The following is a 19,587-nucleotide window of genomic DNA, read 5'->3' as shown; positions in this document are numbered from 1 at the left end:
ATGAATTGCAAAGAGATAATCTCAAAACTTAGAGCCAATGGGAGCCGGAAGAACGTTGAGGGAATGGCGAGGTTCGGCATCAGCTCAAAGAACACTCTTGGTGTGGGTATGCCGTATCTGAGGGACCTTGCCCGGACGGTGAAAAAAGAAGCGAAGAGAGAAAAAGACGTTTCCGGATATCGCCATGATCTGGCGCTTAAGCTCTGGAATTCAAAGATCCATGAAGCAAGGATCGTTGCCGTGCTTGTCGATGATCCGGATCTGGTGACCGAGGCGCAGATGGAGTCCTGGGTTTCGGATCTGGAGTCCTGGGACCTGTGCGACCAGGCCTGTGGAAACCTTTTTGACAGGACCGAATTCGCATATGACAAGGCGGCCGAGTGGAGCGAACGAAAAGAAGAGTTTGTGAAACGTGCCGGGTTCGTGCTGATGGCGACTCTTGCGGTGCATGATAAGTCTGCGAATGACGGCGCATTCATTGATTTTTTTCCATACATAAAAAAAGAATGCGTTGATGAAAGGAACTTTGTGAAAAAAGCTGTCAATTGGGCGCTCCGCCAGATCGGAAAGAGAAATAGAACTCTGAACAAGGAGGCTCTGAAGGTTGCAAAGGAAATAAGAAGATCGGATTCCCGGTCCGCAAAGTGGATCGCGGGCGATGCGATCAGGGAATTGGAGAATAAAAGATTTTAAACTTGTTATCATATAATTTAAAATATATGGAAAAAAATAACAAAAAAGATCCGAGAATAAAGATTATGAAAAACGGTCCCTATAAGGTGACGGGAGGCGTTCCGATGTCAAAGCAGACCATAATCGCGGACGAGCACGGATACTCAAAGGAGTGGGAGGAGGGCAGGCGCTATCCCGACAAGGAAGAATATTATCTTTGCCGTTGCGGAAGGTCCGGGGACATGCCCTATTGCGACAAAACTCATGAGAAAGTGGGATTTGACGGGTCGGAAACGGCCAGCAGGAAGAAATATATTGACTGCGCCGAGAAGCTTGAAGGGCCTGATCTTGTGCTGACGGATCGCGAAGACCTTTGCGTGTCTGCAAGATTCTGCGACCGCTTTGAAGGGACGTGGGAACTGACAGCCAAATCGGATGATCCCGGATCCAAAAAACTCGCAACGGAACAGGCGTGCAATTGCCCGGGAGGCCGCCTTGTGGCTTGGGATAAAAAAACGAAGAAAGCCATTGAGCCGGACTTCAAGCCGTCCATAGGGCTTGTCGAAGATCCCGAGGCCGGTGTCAGCGGTCCGATCTGGGCGCGCGGAGGCATTCCCGTCGAGGGGTCGGATGGCAAGGTTTACGAGGTCCGGAACCGCGTCACTCTTTGCCGGTGCGGAAGGTCGAAGAACAGGCCATTTTGCGACGGAAGGCATAAGGAAGGTTTTTCTGCCGGGATCTGAAGGGAACTTCCGAATATTATAAGATAAAAAAATAAATAAAATGAAGTATTTGAATATAGAAATAAAGGCAAAGTGCTCCGATCAGGACAAGATCAGGAAGATATTGAATTCGCATAATGCGGATTTCAAGGGGATCGACCATCAGATCGATACATATTTCAATGTGAACTCAGGGAGGCTGAAATTGCGGGAGGGGGATATTGAGAATCATCTTGTCTATTACGAACGGGAGAACAAAAAGGGCCCCAAGGAGTCAAGCACGATCCTGTTCGATTCCGATCCGCGATCAAGCCTGAAAGAGGTTCTTTCAAGGTCTCTGGGACAATTGGTCGTAGTCGACAAAAAAAGGGAGATCTATTATATAGATAATGTGAAATTCCATCTGGATGACGTCAGCGGTCTTGGGACTTTTGCCGAGATCGAGGCTGCCGATAAAGACGGGAAGATAGGCAGGGAGAAACTGCTGGAGCAGTGCAACCGCTACCTTGAGCTCTTTGGCATCAAAAAAGAAGATCTTCTTGCCGATTCCTATAGCGACATGCTGATAAAGAGAAAATAACTAACATACAAAAATATGGTAAAGATCAAGATCGGAAAGAATTTTGCGGTTTTTATATTGTTTTTCGGAGTTGCGCTCATTGAAGCGGTTCAAAAGGGGAATTTTCCGGAAGCGCTGCTTTTTTCGGCCCTTGGGACAGTTTTTCTTTTTGCGGACAAAAAAGATAAATAATATTTAAATTAAAAATATGGAAAGTGTCAGTAAGACTATCAAACCGACCGGGTGCTGCGAACCGTTCGATCCCGCACCCTGGCAGGAGAAGGAAATAGTCTGGAAAGATAAATTATTCGTGAAAGATCATGTCGCGTGTTTTTTGCACATTCCGTTGAACATGGGGAAAGTGATCGTAAAAAACATGGAAGCAATAAATGACGCGGATGCTTCCGCTTTGCATCAGCTGATGCTTACCGATGAGAAATCTTTGTGGGGTGCGGACGTCTATATAGATGTGGCCAAGGAAGTTCCGGGCTGCGAGATGGCAAGAATTTCCGGAACGTATCTTACCAGGGTATATGAAGGCCCCTATGGCAATGCGGGGAAATGGGCGCAGGATATGGCGGACTATGTGAAAAACAAAGGGAAAGAAATGAAGAAGCTTTATTTTTCATACACCACCTGTCCCAGATGTGCCAAAGCATATGGCAAGAACTATGTCGTTCTTTTTGCGAAGATAGATTGACCCGTTCATAATTCGTTAATAATTATTATAAATACATGACAAAAACATCGATCTTGCTGATCGCGGTCGCCGCCATTCTGGTTGTTGCTTCTGCATATCTTTTGGGGACAATGCGGACAACTCCAGCCAGTATCATTCCGAATATTCCCGGTGTCGGCGGCGCGAAGGAAATAAATTTAAGCGGAAAGGATCTAACCTCGATCCCGAAAGAAACACTGAGCCAGACCCAGGTGACGAAGCTCGTTCTTTCCAACAACAAACTCCGGTCGTTGCCTTCCGAGATCGGCGGGCTTTCGAACATCGAGGAGCTGTATCTCGATCACAATGAACTTCAGGGATCGCTTGCCGGGGAAATAAGGAAAATGTCCAATTTGAGGATCCTGGATGTCCAATATAACAGCATGACCGGCATTCCGGCGGAGATCGGACAACTCAAGAATCTTTCCACGCTGAATTATTCCTATAACGGTCTTGATACTTTTCCAAATGAGATCGCAAATCTCAAAGACAATCTTAAGACCTTGGACATATCGAATAATAAATATTCCCTGGACAGCGTCAATGAATTGAAACGGCTTCTCCCGAATACGAATATTATTTATTAAATATCAAAATTGCGTATAAGAAATACCGCCGGATCATTCCAGGCGGTTTTCGATGTTTTTTATTTTGGAGCGAGGATCATGGTGATACAATAGAAATATTTTGGCGCTGAATCCCAGCCTGAAAGCGGATCATTGATTTTTGGTTCATAGGCCACACTGTGGCTCAAAACTTTTCGTCCTGATCTTGATGCCATGTTTACCATGAAGTCTAGTGCGTCTTCCAAGGACCGTTCCTTGTCTTCGCTAATGACTTGCTGTCTGTAGATAAGTACATTTTCACTTTCTGGAATCACTATGACGGTTTCCATTTTTCTTTTTATGGCTTCTATGATCTCTTCTTCATAATGTTTTTCTGCTTCTTCGATGGCCTGCCAATCACTATATGTCCACGATCGTGTCTCAGCTGCTCGGGAAAGTCTGCTCATCTCTTCCGGCTCTTTCACATTAATTTGTATAGACATTTGAACTGCCATATTTTTTCTCCCTTGTTTATCCCAGTAAACATTTGTTTTGTTCACAAGCCAGTAATATTTATATTCCAGCCTGAAACATCGCATTCTATTGTAATAAACGTAATTTGTCAAGCCATCGAATTATTCAATGAGTTGAAACGGTTTCTCTCAAACACGAATGTGATCTATTAAGATAAAAAAAGAGGATGCTCTTTCATCCCTTTGTTGCTTTATTTCTTTGGTTTATTTCTGTTATCGCTGCGTGGCATCTTGTTATTATCGCGCTGTCTATCCGGCGGCGCTCTTCCGTATCTTTATTCATATGGTAGTTTGTCATGAACCATGCAAGCCCGACTAATGATGCTATTGTGATTATAACACCCAAAGCTGCAGGGTAGATATATACCACTGTGACACATATTAGACCGGCACCTGCCAGGAATGTGCGTCCGTAAAACTTTCTTTGTTCATCAGAAATGCGTTCGCCCTCGCTGGACGCCCAGGACCACATCATCGTGATAAAACCTGCGGCGATCAAGATCGCATATACTATGTGCAATATTGGATTCATATCCATAATAATCTCTCCTGATATATCTTTTCGTTTGCAAGCTTCTGATGTCTGTATTTCAGCTTGAAACGATGCATTATATTACATCAAACATGATTTGTCAAGCAGTTTATCCTGCATATTTTCTGTGCGATTGAAATTTGAATGATAATTAAAAGATGCCAGCTGTTCGTTGCAACTGGCATTTATATCGCGGCAAAAAATATCGCCGCTTTACTTTCTCCAATAATAATACTTGTTTTCTCTGAATCCTTTCAATTCCTTCTCCAGGGCTATCTTGGGGTCTTTTTTAAAGACGTGTCCATTCTGTCTGGCAAACTCCGCCAATTTTGGCGGCAGAGCCATTCTTGAAGCACGATCTTCAAAGTAGCCTCCCTCAAATCCGTTGTCACATCCGGGACAATATGAAGGTTCGAATCCCGATCCGCAAAATCCGCAAAAATAATATGTGTACGGGTGGCGTCCGTCTTTCAGTTCTTCTGATATCAGAGGATCGGTGGACATTTCGATGATCGCTTCATCGAACAATTTGTTTCTCGGACGCGAATGGTCGCGGGACATCACTTCGCTTCTTTGGCTCATGATGGCGATAATGGTCATTACATTTTTAGGAGCGCCTCCCGGATAGAGCTCGCCATATACGAGATCTGTCGGATCCATTATCCTCACTTCGGCGACTTCCGACCAGCTATCATCGATCAGATATTTTCCCCAGTTATCTTCGGCAAATTTAATCGCTTCCGCCGTATATGGATATTCCGGAGCATAATTGATCTTGCCCGTATGGCCCCATCTGAGCGTCACGGGTTGATTCTTTGCGGCCGGTTCAAGATAGATGATCTGGAATGCGCCCCGAACCTTTAAGCTCGGACAGGCGATGAACATAGTATCGCTTTGATTGAACATTCTCTCTATTTCCTCTGCGGCCAGGTGCGGACATAGCTTCGCGATATCTCCGGCTGACGGATTTATCATAGGATCGTTTCGTAATCTTTTCAGTATTTCTGTATATTTCTTCAGATACATATTTTTCTCTCCTGCATATAAATGTGCATTTCGTTGCATTAAACCATGCAACTGGCATTATCGGGAGTTGTAAAATAACCGATAACATGCTATTTTAGCATATATCCAATTTAAAGTCAATCCTCGCATTTGGCATAAAACCGGTTCTAGTCAATAAAAAACACATAAGTCGTATGTGTTTTTGCAGTGCGTGGCGTATCTTTAATCGTCATTGTCATCGTCATCGTCTCCTCGTATGTTGATCGGAGGAGGAGTGTTGTTGGTGTTTTGGACATTCTGCTGTATTACGGGAGTGTCAACGGTCTGATTCAATGATCCGATGTAATATGAAGCAAGCAGGCTGTCTGCATAAGAAGAATGCCCTTTTCCCTGGAATGCCTGGGTTGCATCTTGTCCGCAATAAGGAGAGATTGTTCCGACTCCGCCCGGATGCGCTTGAAGATAGCTTGTGACGTTGTACACTTTGCTGCTGATAATTATCCAGCAGTCGCCCGTTGAATTATGCTTTGCGATCTCGGCGGCATTGAGAGACGTCTGACTGACCGGGGGCGGCGGAGGTTTCGGAGCCGGATCTGCGGCGGAGGGATTTGGTTGCGGCGGGGGAGGCGTGTTCGCGTTTTGCGTATTCTGTCCGGGTTGAGGCGCGCCGATCTTTTGATTCAGATCTCCGACGTAATACGAAGCAAGAAGCTCATTCGCATATGAAGAATGGGAGGATCCCGTCTCTTTTGTGGCAAAGGCCTGGGTCGCTTCCTTTCCGCAATAGGGAGCGATGGTCGCCACTCCGCCCGCATGGGTTCCAAGATAGGTTGTAACATTGTAAACTTTGCTGTTTATCAGAAGCCAGCAGTCCTGGGTCGATCCGTGTTTTGCGATCTCGGCCGCATCAAGCGTTATTTGTTCTTCCTGGACCGGGTCGCTTGCTCCGGAGGGGAGGACGGAATTTCCAGCCGGAGAATTTTTATTGTTCTGATAAAAGACAAGTCCTGCGGTCAGGATCGCCGCAACAAATGCCCAAAAAACAAAGAGCGAAACGCCTACTAATTTTTTCATAGTTTTATTTTGGAGAAAAATTAAAAATTTCCCAGTGGATCCTTGATTCCGGAATGTCAAGGCCAATAAGCTGAGCATGGATGCATTCCATGAAAACAGGGGGGCCGCAGAGAAATATGTCTTTATCCGAAAAATTCAGGCTTATTTCCGAGATCGCGTTGCAGCTGAGGAATCCTTTGTCGTTGGAGATCCAGCTTATCACTTTGAATCCGGGATGAGACCTTGAGATCTCTTCGAGTTCGTTCAGAAATGCCGCCTCCTCAACGCTTTTCACGCTGTAGAAAAGATCTATCCTATAATCGTCATCCTTCAGGCTTCTCGCCATGCTGAGGAACGGAGTGATGCCGATCCCGCCCGCCACCCAGATCTGATCTTTGCTCGCAGAATTCCTGCGTGAAAATTTGCCATATGGTCCTTCGATCGCCGCCTCGCTTCCGATCTCGATGCCGGCGGCATTTTTTGTGAAATCTCCAAGTGATTTTATCGATACGGACAAATTCGGATCGTCCTCTCCCGAAGAAATGGAGAACGGGTGGACCTCGTTTCCGACGATCTTGCTTGAAAAACGGATGAAAATGAATTGTCCCGCTTCAAAGGTCATCCGTCTGTTCTTCGGAGACATTTCGATCTCGACGATCCCCGGACCGACTTTGGATACTTTTTCCACGACGTAAATATATTTTTTCCGGATGAATTTGCTGAGAAATGCCTGATAGAACGCAGAAGCAAACCCAATGAAAGCCAATCCTAATATATAAGATCTCAACAATGGATCCCGTGATACATCGCTTGTCGTCCTGAATGAATGCAGGATCGCGAAGAAAGCGACCAGGATCATAAAGGTGTGCGAAATTTTCCAGCGCTTGTATCCTAGAGAGGCAAAAAAAGTGAATACTATAAGCAGGATAAAAAGGAGGAGCGAGATTATGCCGTAGTTTATAGCCTGGTTCTGACCGGGAAGAAGGAATAGCGCCGCCTCCCGGAGAGATATGGGCATAAATCTCAGAGCCAGAAACAGGGGATGGAACAAGAGTAGGGAAAAGGAGATCGCGCCGACGATGTGGTGCTTGTTGTAAACATCAACAAGTCCGTGCATGGATCTATCGAGAACCTTGAACCTTCCGGAGAGAATGAGATTTATGGAAAACAAGACCATGCCCATGAGCGCAGTAATTTGTCCGGCACTTCCCATGGTCGCGCCAAAATCCAGGAATCTGTATTCCAGGGGGGAGATCTGGGCCCATCTCAAAACAGGCAGAATTGTCATGAACAAAATCACCATCCACGCTGTGTTTTTTTGCGCCATTGCGTTCATATTTATTTTTATCTTTCGGCAATGATATGATTATAGCATCTATCGATGATTCAGGCATTCCGTAAATGCTGATCTTATCCACTCAAGGTAAAGACGGAACATGCCGTAATAGTATTACAATGCGGATGTGATCCTTATTTCCGGCGGTAATTTGAAACAAAGCCGGAACTTTGATAATATTAAAGCATATCCTTTATGGACAATAATAAATCGTAACTTTTTTATTATGAAAAAAGATAAACCGAGGCCCGGCGTCGGCATTGGCGTCATTATAATCAACAAAGATGGAAACGTTCTTTTTGGGAAAAGAAAGGGGAGCCATGCGCCGTTCTTTTCGATCCCCGGAGGGCGGCTTGAGGCCGGGGAAACGTTCGAGGATTGCGCCATTCGGGAGATCAAGGAAGAGACCGGAATGGATATCTCGCATCCGGAAGTGATCGCCGTAACGAATAATTTGAAAACATACAGGAACGAAGGAGTGCACTATATTTCCGTTGTCCTTCTGGCTAAAGATTTCTCAGGAGAACCACGGATCATGGAACCCGAGAAATGCGAGGGATGGATCTGGGCGGACCCAAAGAACATTCCCATGCCCCATTTTGATGCAAGCGAAAGAAGCATAGAATGCTATCTTAATGGCTTTTTTTACAAGAAATTCGAATAATTCACTCATATTTTGCCTTGACAGATAATGTCCGGGGTGTACGATGATAATAGCTACTTACCGAACGGTAAGTAAGTAAAACAAAAAAAGAGGAAAGAAATGTTCCAAGGAATAGACAGATTCACAACGTTGGTTGCAGAAATGTCCGAGTTCTTCAATGAGCCGGAAGTAAAAGCAGCCAGGACGCAGCAAGAATTTATGGGAGTAGTAGAACGCAGAATTGCGGAGATGGAGAAGGCAAACGTGCCGGAAGTAGAATGAGAGAATAATAAAATTCTCCGATCTCCCTTTTTTTGGTAATAAGAAATTTACATATATGGATCCTAATTCGGAAAAACTAGAGTCGTCGCCGACGAAAAACCTCATAGTCGATGTGGCGGAAAAGCTGTTTTCGAAGTTCGGCTATCTCGGGGTTTCGATGTCGGATATCGCAAAGTCTCTCGAGATGACCAAGGCCGCGCTTTATTATCATTTTCCAAGCAAGGAGAAGCTTTATTTGGAAGTGATCGACGGAGCCTTCAGCGAATTTTCCGGCATGATAAAAAAGATAAGCGAAGGGGATTTCTCGGTCCAGAAAAAATTTTGCAAGGCGATAACTTCCTATGTGGATTTTTGCCTTGAGGAAAAAGACCTTGCAAAGCTTACGAATGAGAAATATGCCAAGGAAGATGAGAATATCGTGGATTTTATTTCCAGAAAAAAGGATGAGATAGCGGGCCAATTCGAGCCCATAGTCAAGGACGTTCTCGTTCTCAGAAAAAAAGATTCCATCTCGAGCAACATGGCGACTCATCTTCTTATTGGAATGCTCAACACGTTCGTTCTTGGAGAGATTTTGGACGGTGGAAAGAACCTGAAATCGAAAGATATTGCCAAGCACATCAATTCTTTATTTTTCAAATAGAGACATGCCAATGCTGATAAGAAAAAACTTGAACAAGAAAAGGGACCTGCTTATAGTTATGGTTTTTATTCTTCTTGCGGTTCTGGCATTGACTGTGGCATATAAGGACAAGATCTACAAGAGCGGGATCGTGGATATAATGATCGAAAAAATGGGAAAATATTCGAGAGATTTTGATAAGTTGTTCTAGGGATCGTGTTTCTTGGGACTTTGGATTTGACGCATCAATTTTGATGCGTTTTGTGTTATAATAAATGCAGGCAGCGATCAGCCGTCGCGCGGTGGCTTTAATAATCCATAATGAAAAAATATGAAAAAACTGGTAGTCTATTATTCGCTTGAGGGTAACACCAAATTCATCGCGGAAGCTGTTGCAAAAGCGCTTGGCGCAGATGTCATGGAACTGAAACCGAAAAAGGAGATCTCCGCAAATGGATTTATGAAATATTTTTGGGGAGGAAGGCAGGTGTTCATGAAGGAAAAGCCGGAACTTTTTCCTTTCTCCGTGGATCCCGGCGATTATGATGCGATCATTATCGGCACTCCTGTCTGGTCTTTCACGTTCTCTCCTCCCATCGGAACTTTTTTTTCGAAAGCAAAACTTTCCGGAAAGAAAATAGCACCGTTCTGCTCTCATAGCGGAGGGATGAAAAGAGCGCTGGAAGATATGAAAAAAGAACTGAAAGGGAATGAATTTATCGGTGAGGCGGATTTTGTCGATGTTCTGAAAAACAAGGATGAAAATGCGAAAAAGGCCATGGATTGGGCCAAAAAAATAGATGAGTCGCTTGCATGATATGTCTTTGCACCTGGTTACTTGATGCAATATGAGGTGGACTAGCACGCCTATTTGTTATATTTTGCAATTTATTGTATAATTCTATTATGAGTTACCCAAATAAAAAAAACAGAAGGCATCTTCTTGCTGATATATTGTAGTTAATAAATAGAGCTAATTGTTATTCCTGAGGTGCATATAACAAAACAAAAAAATGAGGCTTCTTGCTTTGTATGAAAAGATAATATTGCTCACAGACAGGATCAGGAAGGAAATAGAGCAGTCGAAAACAGAAGGGAACAAAGTTCTGATGTTTTTTGACTCTCTGAAGCTATACTCTCTGGAGGCTGCAAGGTTGGTTGTAAGATTTATCTGCCTTCTTTTTGGCGATAGCGCAGAAAATTTTCTCATCTTTTCCAAGCTTGGAAAAGAATCGGTGATATTCTGTAATAATTCTTTCTGTCAATATAAAAAGATGGAAAGAAAAGTCAGATTTCTAAGCAAGACCGCTTTTATTATGATCCTGGTAAGCACGATAGTCACGAGTTCCGTGCTGTATTTTTTTATGCCCGGCAAGCCAAGCGGAAGGGCGGCCACGAATTCATGGATACAGGCGGGCTGGGACATAGCTCCTCCCGCCAATGCCGGAGAATGCACTGCGGTCAATGGAACGTGGGACGGCTCGGTCTGCTATCCGACTCATGCTTCCAACAAAACAGGATGGGCTACCTATGAGAGCAAGGACTCCATCGATTCGATCGTCCTCAACTCGGGCCAGCCTAATGAAGATAAAGTATTGAAGCTTTCTGTCGTAAGCGAAAACGTGGAAGAAACCGCGGATACGCAATTTAACGGAAAGTCCGCTCTTTCCACCGATTCGACTGATGAGAATTTTAATTTAGGAACTCCGGAGTCTGGCAAGGTGCAAATTTTGAGCGGCGTAAAGCTTGACTATGATTATGGCGGCGGCACTGGCGCGGATGGCGCATTGGTCGTTTCATCGTTGAACACGGTTCTGAGTGCAGTTAATTTTTCCACCACTGGTACGATCAGCGCCGGAGCGACTGCTGTCACTTTATCTGCAACGCCAACAGGCCTGGCTGTTAATGATGAGATCATAATAATCAATCTTAAGGGTACTTCTGCGGATTCTGGCAATGCGGGTAATTATGAATTTAAAACGATAACTGCGATAAATACCAACACTCTCACTTTAAATTCCGCGCTTAGCTATACCTATGGCGACAGTACCACGCAAAAAATAATGGTTCAGCGGGTGCCGAATTATACTGATGTTACGATCAATTCCGGCGCATCTCTCATCCCCTCGACCTGGGATGGCACCAAGGGGGGCGTATTGGCTTTTAGATCGACTGGAACAGTAACAGTAAATGCTGCCAATGGGATCAATGCCAATGCTTTAGGCTTTGCGGGAGGAGCCGGAGGAAATTGCGGTGTAAATGCGGGAGGCGGCGAGTCGTATAACGGCACGGGAGGAAGCGGGGGGACTTCTCTTACTGATGGAAATTCCGGACAGGGTGGTGGAGGAGGGGGAGGTGTTTATGGTACTTTATATATAGGAGCAGGCGGACTCGCCGGTGTTGGCGGCGGCGGCGGCGGCGGCGCACTAAGAGGCTCTTCAAGTACCACAAAGGGCGGCGGAGGAGGAGGAGGAGGAGGAGGTTCAGCTGGATCTTTGGGATATGGCGGAAATAATGGTGTTGACGGAGGAGTTCTTAATGGCGGCGGTGGAGGAAATAGCGCAACTTATGCATTAGGCGGCGGCGGCGGCGGCGGCGGCAATGATGGTTTAACCGCGGATGGTACCGGTTCGTCTAATCTTTACAGGAAAGCGATTTTTGGCGGCGGCGGCGCGGCTGGAGGAGGCGCACGTCAAAATTCTACAACTTGTGCAGGCGGCGGGATAAACGGTGGAGGAGGGGGAAAAGGAGGAGGAATTATAGCAATTTTTGCCCGGCAAATTACGATTCCGACAGGTTTTTCTATTTCTGCAAATGGCACAAATGGCACAAATGGCACAATTAATTCTCAACAGTATTCAGGCGGCGGCGGTGGCGGAGCTGGCGGATCAATTATTATTCTTACGCCAAACCTGAGTAATAGCGGAAGCATCACGTCCAATGGCGGTAGTGGCGGGACCATCACATCGGGCTATGCGGGAGGGGCGGGAGGAGGAGGAAGAACCTATGCTAAATATGCTTCCATCAGCGGTACGGCGCCGAGTCCGAATTATTATGCCGCATCTTTGTTATACAATTCATCCGGCACTTTCACTTCCCGCATATTTGATATGGGTGTGAATCAGAATTTTGGAAAAATTGCATGGACCGACAACAGCTCAACTGTCGGAGGCGGATCGTCGGTCACAATGGAAGTGCGATCTTGCGCCAATTCCAATTGCTCAGACGGATCATTTGCATCGGTGACAAACGGAGGTTCCCTTTATAATTTAAACAATAAACGATATATTCAATATAGAGCTACTTTGAATTCTAAAACCGATCTCAGCGCGACCCCGACTTTAAGCGAAGTGAAGATTTATTATGAGAGCACCTGGAATAATGTGACAGTGAATGCAAATGATATAAAATTAAATTATGATTATGGATCAGGAGATGGCGCGGATGGCGCATTGGTCGTTTCATCGCTGAACACGGTTCTGAGTGCGGTTAATTTTTCCACAACTGGGACGATCAACTCGGGGGCAACAACCGTTACGCTGTCTTCAACGCCAACAGGCCTGGCTGTTAATGATGAAATAATGATCATAAACCTCAAGGGGACGTCCAGCGATTATAGTAACACTGGTAATTACGAGTTTAGGACGATAACTGCCATTAATACCAACACGCTTACCTTAGACTCCGCTCTTAGCTATACATTTGGCGATAGTACGACACAGAAGACAATGGTTCAGCGTGTTCCGAATTATACGGATGTCACGATTAGTTCCGGAGCATCGCTTATTTCGACAGCCTGGAACGGCACTAAAGGCGGAGTGTTGGCTTTTCGGGCAACTGGTACGGTCACGGTAGGTGCAGCTAATGGGATTAATGCCAATGGTTTAGGTTTTAGTGGAGCGGCCGCGGCTAGTGCTGCTAGCGGGTCAGCTGGAGGCGAATCTTATAATGGCACCGGAGGAAGCGGAGGCTTGTGTGCTAGCACGGGTAATAGTCTCAATGGTGGCGGCGGCGGCGGTGGTTCTGTTTGGAGTGGAACGCGAGTAGGCGGGGATGGAACTTTAGGGAATGGCGGTGGCGGTGGCGGTGTGGCTACTTCAGGAAGTAACTCTTCAAAAGGCGGCGGTGGAGGAGGAGGTGGTAACGGTTCTCCAGGTAGTGGTGGGGCTGGTTTTAGTACTGGATCCGTTGGTTCAAATTCCAATGGCGGGACAGGTGGCAGTAGTGGTGGTAATATTGTGGGTGGTGGTGGTGGTGGTGGTGGAAATGATGGAAGAACTGCTAGCGGCGCTGGTTCCTCAACACTAAATACGCGCGCATATTTTGGCGGTGGTGGCGGGGCTGGTGGTGCAGGAGCGGGTGGTTGTGCTTGGGCCGCTTCATCTGGTGGAGCAGGCGGTAAAGGCGGAGGAGTAGTTGTAATTTATTCTAATAATTTAGTAATTTCTGCCGGTAGTTCAATAAATTCCAATGGAAATAATGGAGGTAATGCGGCTGTTTCTTCTTTGGATAAAGGTGGTGGTGGCGGAGCAGGCGCAGGCGGTTCTTTGATTATTACAGCTCAAAATATCACTGATAGCGGTAGTATAGGCGCTAATGGCGGCGTAGGCGGAGCAGGCGGAGGAACAGGTAGTTATTCCGGTGGGAATGGCGGTGAAGGAAGAACATATGCTAAATACGGTTCTTTTAGCGGTACCATACCGACACCAAATTATTATTCTACTTCCATAGGATATTATTCTTCCGGCACTTTCACTTCCCAGATCATCGATACCGGACAGAAAGATCTTTCTTGGGGTCTTGCCGAGTGGTCGGCGGCTACAGCTATTCCTTCGAATACCGGAATGACCGTCAAAGTCCGCTCTTGCGACGATTCTGCCTGTTCAGGCGAAACCGCTTTTAGCGGTATTGCTCAGAGCATTGCTATGACCGCTGGCGCCAGCAGCTCAGCATTGAGCGCTCTGAGCTCCATGGTTGCCGGCCATCGCTATTTTCAATATGAAGTAACCATGACCTCTTCCGATGGCGTATCGACACCCACTTTCTCCGATCTCAAGGTTTACTATACTCACTATCCCGATACCGGTGTGTCTCCTCAGACTCTGGTTTCTTCTCCTTATGATACAGGAAGCCCCGCTTCCATGCTCAATACTTTTTCCTGGAATGCTCAGTCGGGAAATCTCGGAGAGAAACCGGCGGGAACGAATCTCAAATTCAGGATCAGGACTGCAGCATCCAAGGCGGGGCTCACAACGGCATCCTGGTGCGGTCCGGGGGACGCGACGAACTGCGACGGCGGAGGAGGAACGCAGACCTATTACGAAACAACTTCATCCGGAGAAACCATAAATTCGACCCAGAGCGCAGGTGCGAATGATCAGTGGATGCAATATAAGGCTTGGCTGGAATCGACTGACGGGTCTCAAACTCCGGTGCTTTCCGATGCTTCCGTCCTCTATGTAAGAAACACTCCGCCTTGTGTCGGGGTTACTGATGATGTGACCGGAGATTGCGTGAAAAACACGATCACTGCGAGCCAGAACAGCGATGCAAGTCCGAGCAACATTGGAAAGATCGTAGTCGGTTCTTATCAGATCTCTGATTTTGAGGAATCGGGACTATCCGACTCGCCCGGAGACAAGGATGGAGGTACTGTCAATATCCAATATTTCTATGATGCCGGAGTTACAACGACTGCCGGAGTTCTGGCTTCAGGCAATGTCAGCGTGAGCGATCCCAATTCGGTTCTAAAAACTTCCGGATACATTATGATCGAGGACGAGGTGATATACTATGATTCTAATAGTGGAGGCGTTCTTACTGTGACAACGGGAAGGGGCAAGTGGCCGGAAGTGGGATATACAACCCTTGCCGTAGCCCATGAGACGGTCCCGACCACAGTATGGGTCTATGCTCTGAGCGCAACCGTAAAAGGGGATGTCACTGGAGTTTCATACACGGAAAACCCCATTGTCACTTCCGGTCTTACTCTTGATCCGGCGTCTGATCTCAACTCAAGAATATATCTGAGTAATGTCAAAGTCCGCATAGCTTTGAACGATGCAAACGGAGGGGGGCAGGTCGGAACAGCGGATAGCTCCAATTTTGCCGTGGATACCGTGATACCGGTCTATGCGACTCCTCCTTTCAAGATCAATGCCAATGCTTCGGGGTATAAGCTTACGGATATCTCTCTCACTGAGAGCTCCACGAAATATGTCCGCTTCGCCAATGCTTCCAATATCGATGGTTCAACTTGTGCCACCGATCTTGCCAGCGATCCTTCCGCTACCGGCTGGGAAGCTATTTCCGCCACCAGAGTCTGGACTCTTTCTTTTGATGCAACCAATATAGCTACTGTATGCTTTCAGGCCAAGGATAATTTCAATAACGAAAATCCGACGATAAAGTTTGTGACCATACCCGCCAATCCGAAAGGGATGAACAAGTCCGACATAACAGTTGTTCCTAATTCCGATTACAGCCTTGTTGTCTGGTGGGAGATAGTGTCGGGTGCGACCAAATATAACGTGTGGCGCTCTACCGATGGCGCCGACTATGGGTTGTCTCCCTTTGTCACGATCAATAGCGGCTCAACCAATTATTGCTACGACGAGGGAGACGGAAATTGCGCGGACAGCGCCACTCCCGGAACCTTAAACAGCACGACTGACTATTACTACAGAGTAACTGCCGAAGATGCCGACGGCATTTCCATATATTCCTCGGTAGTTTCCGCCCGACCCGACGGATCCAGCATCGGAGAGACGCCAATCGGAGACACGACTCCTCCGCGCCTCATTTCTCCTCTTCCTGTTGATTCGAATAATAGCAATACTTCTGCAAGAATAACTTGGTATACGGATGAAAGATCATATTCCATCGTGAAATACAGAAAAGCAGGAACTTCTCCTTTCTTTATTGCAGGCTCAGTCGATAAGGATGATGTCAATTTCGTGCAGGAGATCAGTTCGGTCAATTTCAGCCATACGGTCGATATCACGGGACTTGCAGAGGGAACGCAATATGAATATCAGGTTCTTTCTGCGGACGCGGCGGGCCTTCTTATGAAGAGTCCCAATAATCCTCCGACCGATCCCTATTATACTTTTTCTACCACAAGCACTTCTCCTTCTGTGACTTCGGGACCCACCGTTGTTCCGGGAAGAGATACTGCCACTATCTATTGGCAGACGAATGAGGTATCGGATTCCATGGTAAACTATATCGAATCGACCGAAAATGATTTTACGGTTGATCCCGCAGGAGGATTCTCTACGGCCCTGCAAACTGAAAAAGTTACCGAGCATTATGTGATAATAAACACCAATCTTTCCTCCGGCAAGTTCTATAATTATCAGGTGATATTTTCCGATAATGCCGCAACGCCGAACACTGCAACCTCTCCTTCCGCCGCTCCCTTTTTGCAGTTCGGCACTTCCACTGATCCGGACAGCACGAAGCCGGTTCTGATCTCCGGTCCCGCTCCGGATGGCGTAAGCTCCGGATCGACAAACTCGGCCACGATCACTTGGAACACAAATGAAAGATCATATTCTCTGGTTAAATACAGAATCGGTGCGGCTGAATTTTCCATTGCCGGCTCCGTAAACAAAGACGATGCTGCTTTTGTAACGGAGGTTACTCCCGGTTCGGACTATCTGCACACAGTCGCTTTATCCAGCCTGACATCGGATTCAGCTTATGAATACCAGGTGCTTTCCGCGGATGGCGCGGGAAATCTCATGGAGCATCCCCTCAATCCTCCGACCGATCCATATCACACTTTTACAACCAATGCTCAGGTTCCGGATATCCAAGAGCCAAGCATAACATTGGGTCCTACGGTCACTCCGGGGAGAACCAATGCCACTGTCTATTGGAGGACGGACGAGGCTTCCACTTCACAAGTGAAATACGTTGAATCCACACTGGATGATTTTACTGTGGATCCCGCAACCGGATTTTCAACAGCAACGCAGACCGAGAAAGTTACCGAACATTATGTCATTATTGATGCCAATCTGGCCTCCGGAAGGTTCTATAACTATCAGGTCGTCTCTGCGGATGCTGCTGCAACTCCCAACACAAAAACCTATCCGAATGTTTCTCCATATCTCCAATTTGAGACTGCCGGAGACCAGACAGATACGACCGATCCGACGATAGCCTATGGCATCAAATTGAATCAGGCTCTTGATAATTCCAGTACTTCGGATATTTCTCTCACCTCAACCGATCTTATGGGAAGCTCGGGCACGATCCAGATAGGGGATGAGCACATTTCCTATACGTCCAAGAATAATACTGCCGATACAATATCCGGCATTGCAAGAGGATCAAGTCCCGCTTCGCATAGTTTAAATGATGATGTCGTGGAGATAACCGATAATACCGCATCTCTCGTTTTTTCAGGAACGGATTCGAGCGGAAGCGTCCTTCTTTCGGTTGCCTATGAAGCGTCAGACACTCTTCCTCTAAGCTTCATTAATAAAGAATCGACCAATCCTTCCATGTTCTCGTCGGGAGTTTCAGGAAAGGTCACGCTTGAAGGGCTGACTTCAAACACCAAATATTATTATTCTTTGAAAGCAAGGGATGTTTTTGGAAATCTTAAGGAAGTCAACGGAGCAAGCTACTATTTTACGACAACTTCCGATATTGTTTCCCCCTCCGCCATTACCGATCTTGCGATCAAATCTCCTCAGTCTGACAACCTCAAGCCTGATCATGTGGCATTCTCCTGGACTTCAACGGGAGATAACACAGGCACAGGAACTGCTACCGGCTATGACCTCAGGTATTCAACCGCAACCATAGACGATACGAATTGGGGCACGGCCACCCAAATAGACAATGAGCCCAATCCCCAGATAGCGGGAACAGCGGAAGGTATGACCGTTGCCGGATTGGCTGCAGGCACATATTACTTCGCGATCAAGGTTTCAGATGAGATCCCCAATGAATCAGGCTTATCGAATATTCTCACTGTCATTATTCCCGAAGCCAGAGATTCCGGAGTTCCGACCATAACCGCGAACTCTGTTGTTGATGTGCTTACAACGGGAAGCGAAACCATATCAGCCACCATAACCTGGGATACGACCGAAGCGTCATCATCTTTGGTGGATTTCGGTCCGGACACGGGAACATTGAGCTCTGCAACCTACACCAAGACCCAGGGAGACTCGGAGCCTGTATATACGAACGGCGCCAGCAACCATTCCGTAATATTGGTGGGCCTCACTCCCGGAACGAAATATTATTACAGGGTCAAGTCTTTTGATTCTTCCGGAAACTCTGACAGCAAAGGAGACCTTGATGCGACTTACACCTTTACGACCGATACGGCGGCGCTCGGAACGCAGCCTTTCATAACGGCAGGCCCGACAGCAACAAGGATATCAGCCACGTCATTTGCCATATCCTGGACGACGGATATTGTTTCCGATACCGTCATTGCCTACGGAGAGACGGGATCGACTCCCGCTTATCCGCTGGAGAAAGGGGATATAACCAAGAACAGCACCACGGACCACAGCATAACGCTGTCCGGGCTCGCTCCTTCCAAGCTTCACAATTACCAGGCGAGATCAAGGAACGGGGATCAGGTTGCAACCGCAGTCGGCACTTTCACTACCGAAGCCTCAACCGATACCGCTCCTCCCATTTTCTCCCAGAGCCCTGCAGTGACCTCCGTCACTTCTTCCACCGCTATTGTAACCTGGTCAACGACCGAAAGCTCCGATTCCAACATATACTTCGGAACCGTTACAAGCGTCACCACCGATGGATATTCTTCCTCCAAGGGAAATTCAACGGAAAGGGTTTTGATCCATAGCGTTTCGCTTTCCGGCCTCTCTGCCAGCACTACATATTATTTCCGGGCAAAAAGCGTTGACGCTTCCGGAAATCCCGCCACAAGCGAAGAATACTCATTCAATACCACGGCCGGAACCGTTGTTGAATGTCCCACCGTTTCTTGCGGAGGGGGTTCCTCGATCTCCATAGACACCACTCCCCCTACGATCTCCGGCATCAAGATCGCAGAGATCACTGCAACTTCCGCCACAGTGAGCTGGGAGACGAATGAGAAATCAGATTCGATCGTAAGTTATGGAGCTGACAATAAATATGGCAGTATTGCAGGAATGCATGAGGATAGTCTCAAAACGCATACCATTATACTCTATCAACTTGAGGGGGATAAACTGTATAATTATAAAGTTTCATCCAAAGATTCCTCCGGCAATCTCGCCCAGAGCGACAACCTCACTTTCAAGACCCTGGCCATAGAGGATCTCACCCCCGAAGAACAGAAGACGGAAGAAGAGAAGCAGGGAGACCTGGCACAAGAGATCCAAA

Annotated in this window: 17 protein-coding genes; 12 read left to right on the top strand and 5 right to left on the bottom strand. The window is 46.8% G+C overall.

All coding sequences use genetic code 11. The features are described from left to right. The 6 genes from WC788_00085 to WC788_00060 are packed head-to-tail and all read left to right on the top strand — an operon-like array spanning position 1 to position 3,258. Positions 1–693 carry a DNA alkylation repair protein gene (locus WC788_00085; protein MFA6096008.1) on the top strand — a complete coding sequence of 231 codons (693 nt, stop codon included), beginning with the start codon at positions 1–3 and terminating at the stop codon, positions 691–693. Positions 694–719: 26 nt separating this feature from the next. Further along, complete coding sequence (locus WC788_00080) at positions 720–1,415, top strand: CDGSH iron-sulfur domain-containing protein (protein ID MFA6096007.1); 696 nt, start codon at positions 720–722, stop codon at positions 1,413–1,415. A gap of 40 nt (positions 1,416–1,455) precedes the next feature. Next, on the top strand, positions 1,456–1,974 hold the full coding sequence (locus WC788_00075) for a class IV adenylate cyclase (GenBank protein ID MFA6096006.1): 519 nt from the start codon (positions 1,456–1,458) through the stop codon (positions 1,972–1,974). 15 nt (positions 1,975–1,989) lie between these two features. Then, the gene (locus WC788_00070) at positions 1,990–2,145 is read left to right on the top strand and encodes a hypothetical protein (GenBank protein ID MFA6096005.1); all 156 of its coding nucleotides are present in this window, start codon (positions 1,990–1,992) and stop codon (positions 2,143–2,145) included. Between the two features lie 16 nt (positions 2,146–2,161). After that, positions 2,162–2,653 carry a hydrolase gene (locus WC788_00065; protein MFA6096004.1) on the top strand — a complete coding sequence of 164 codons (492 nt, stop codon included), beginning with the start codon at positions 2,162–2,164 and terminating at the stop codon, positions 2,651–2,653. Positions 2,654–2,688: 35 nt separating this feature from the next. Next, on the top strand, positions 2,689–3,258 hold the full coding sequence (locus WC788_00060) for a hypothetical protein (protein MFA6096003.1): 570 nt from the start codon (positions 2,689–2,691) through the stop codon (positions 3,256–3,258). Positions 3,259–3,317: 59 nt separating this feature from the next. Here the strand turns inward: WC788_00060 and WC788_00055 are convergent, their stop codons facing one another. The 5 genes from WC788_00055 to WC788_00035 all read right to left on the bottom strand — a co-directional run bounded on the left by WC788_00055 (position 3,318) and on the right by WC788_00035 (position 7,675). After that, positions 3,318–3,731, bottom strand: a complete 414-nt coding sequence (locus tag WC788_00055; protein MFA6096002.1) for a hypothetical protein — start codon at positions 3,729–3,731, stop codon at positions 3,318–3,320. A gap of 193 nt (positions 3,732–3,924) precedes the next feature. Then, entirely contained in the window at positions 3,925–4,287 is a 363-nt protein-coding gene (locus tag WC788_00050; protein MFA6096001.1) for a hypothetical protein, read from the bottom strand. A 207-nt stretch (positions 4,288–4,494) separates the two neighbouring features. Then, the gene (locus tag WC788_00045) at positions 4,495–5,307 is read right to left on the bottom strand and encodes a hypothetical protein (GenBank protein MFA6096000.1); all 813 of its coding nucleotides are present in this window, start codon (positions 5,305–5,307) and stop codon (positions 4,495–4,497) included. Between the two features lie 201 nt (positions 5,308–5,508). Continuing rightward, positions 5,509–6,360 carry a cytochrome b5 domain-containing protein gene (locus WC788_00040; protein MFA6095999.1) on the bottom strand — a complete coding sequence of 284 codons (852 nt, stop codon included), beginning with the start codon at positions 6,358–6,360 and terminating at the stop codon, positions 5,509–5,511. Positions 6,361–6,364: 4 nt separating this feature from the next. Beyond that, positions 6,365–7,675, bottom strand: coding sequence for a ferric reductase-like transmembrane domain-containing protein (locus WC788_00035; GenBank protein ID MFA6095998.1), 1,311 nt, complete (start codon positions 7,673–7,675; stop codon positions 6,365–6,367). Positions 7,676–7,901: 226 nt separating this feature from the next. Here WC788_00035 and WC788_00030 point away from each other — a divergent pair, with 226 nt between their 5' ends. From WC788_00030 to WC788_00005, 6 genes are all read left to right on the top strand, one after another. Beyond that, positions 7,902–8,339, top strand: a complete 438-nt coding sequence (locus tag WC788_00030) for an NUDIX domain-containing protein (GenBank protein MFA6095997.1) — start codon at positions 7,902–7,904, stop codon at positions 8,337–8,339. Positions 8,340–8,438: 99 nt separating this feature from the next. After that, positions 8,439–8,600 carry a hypothetical protein gene (locus WC788_00025; protein MFA6095996.1) on the top strand — a complete coding sequence of 54 codons (162 nt, stop codon included), beginning with the start codon at positions 8,439–8,441 and terminating at the stop codon, positions 8,598–8,600. 55 nt (positions 8,601–8,655) lie between these two features. Beyond that, entirely contained in the window at positions 8,656–9,243 is a 588-nt protein-coding gene (locus WC788_00020) for a TetR/AcrR family transcriptional regulator (protein ID MFA6095995.1), read from the top strand. A 10-nt stretch (positions 9,244–9,253) separates the two neighbouring features. After that, positions 9,254–9,433, top strand: coding sequence for a hypothetical protein (locus WC788_00015; protein ID MFA6095994.1), 180 nt, complete (start codon positions 9,254–9,256; stop codon positions 9,431–9,433). 120 nt (positions 9,434–9,553) lie between these two features. Continuing rightward, complete coding sequence (locus tag WC788_00010) at positions 9,554–10,039, top strand: flavodoxin (protein ID MFA6095993.1); 486 nt, start codon at positions 9,554–9,556, stop codon at positions 10,037–10,039. 196 nt (positions 10,040–10,235) lie between these two features. Further along, positions 10,236–19,587 (top strand): fibronectin type III domain-containing protein (locus tag WC788_00005; protein ID MFA6095992.1); only part of this gene is annotated, 9,352 nt, incomplete at its 3' end.

The sequence above is a fragment of the Candidatus Paceibacterota bacterium genome, from assembly GCA_041661265.1.
Lineage (GTDB): Bacteria > Patescibacteriota > Minisyncoccia > JAHIHE01 > JAGLIN01 > JBAZUT01.
This window is presented reverse-complemented; position numbering and strand designations above follow the sequence as displayed.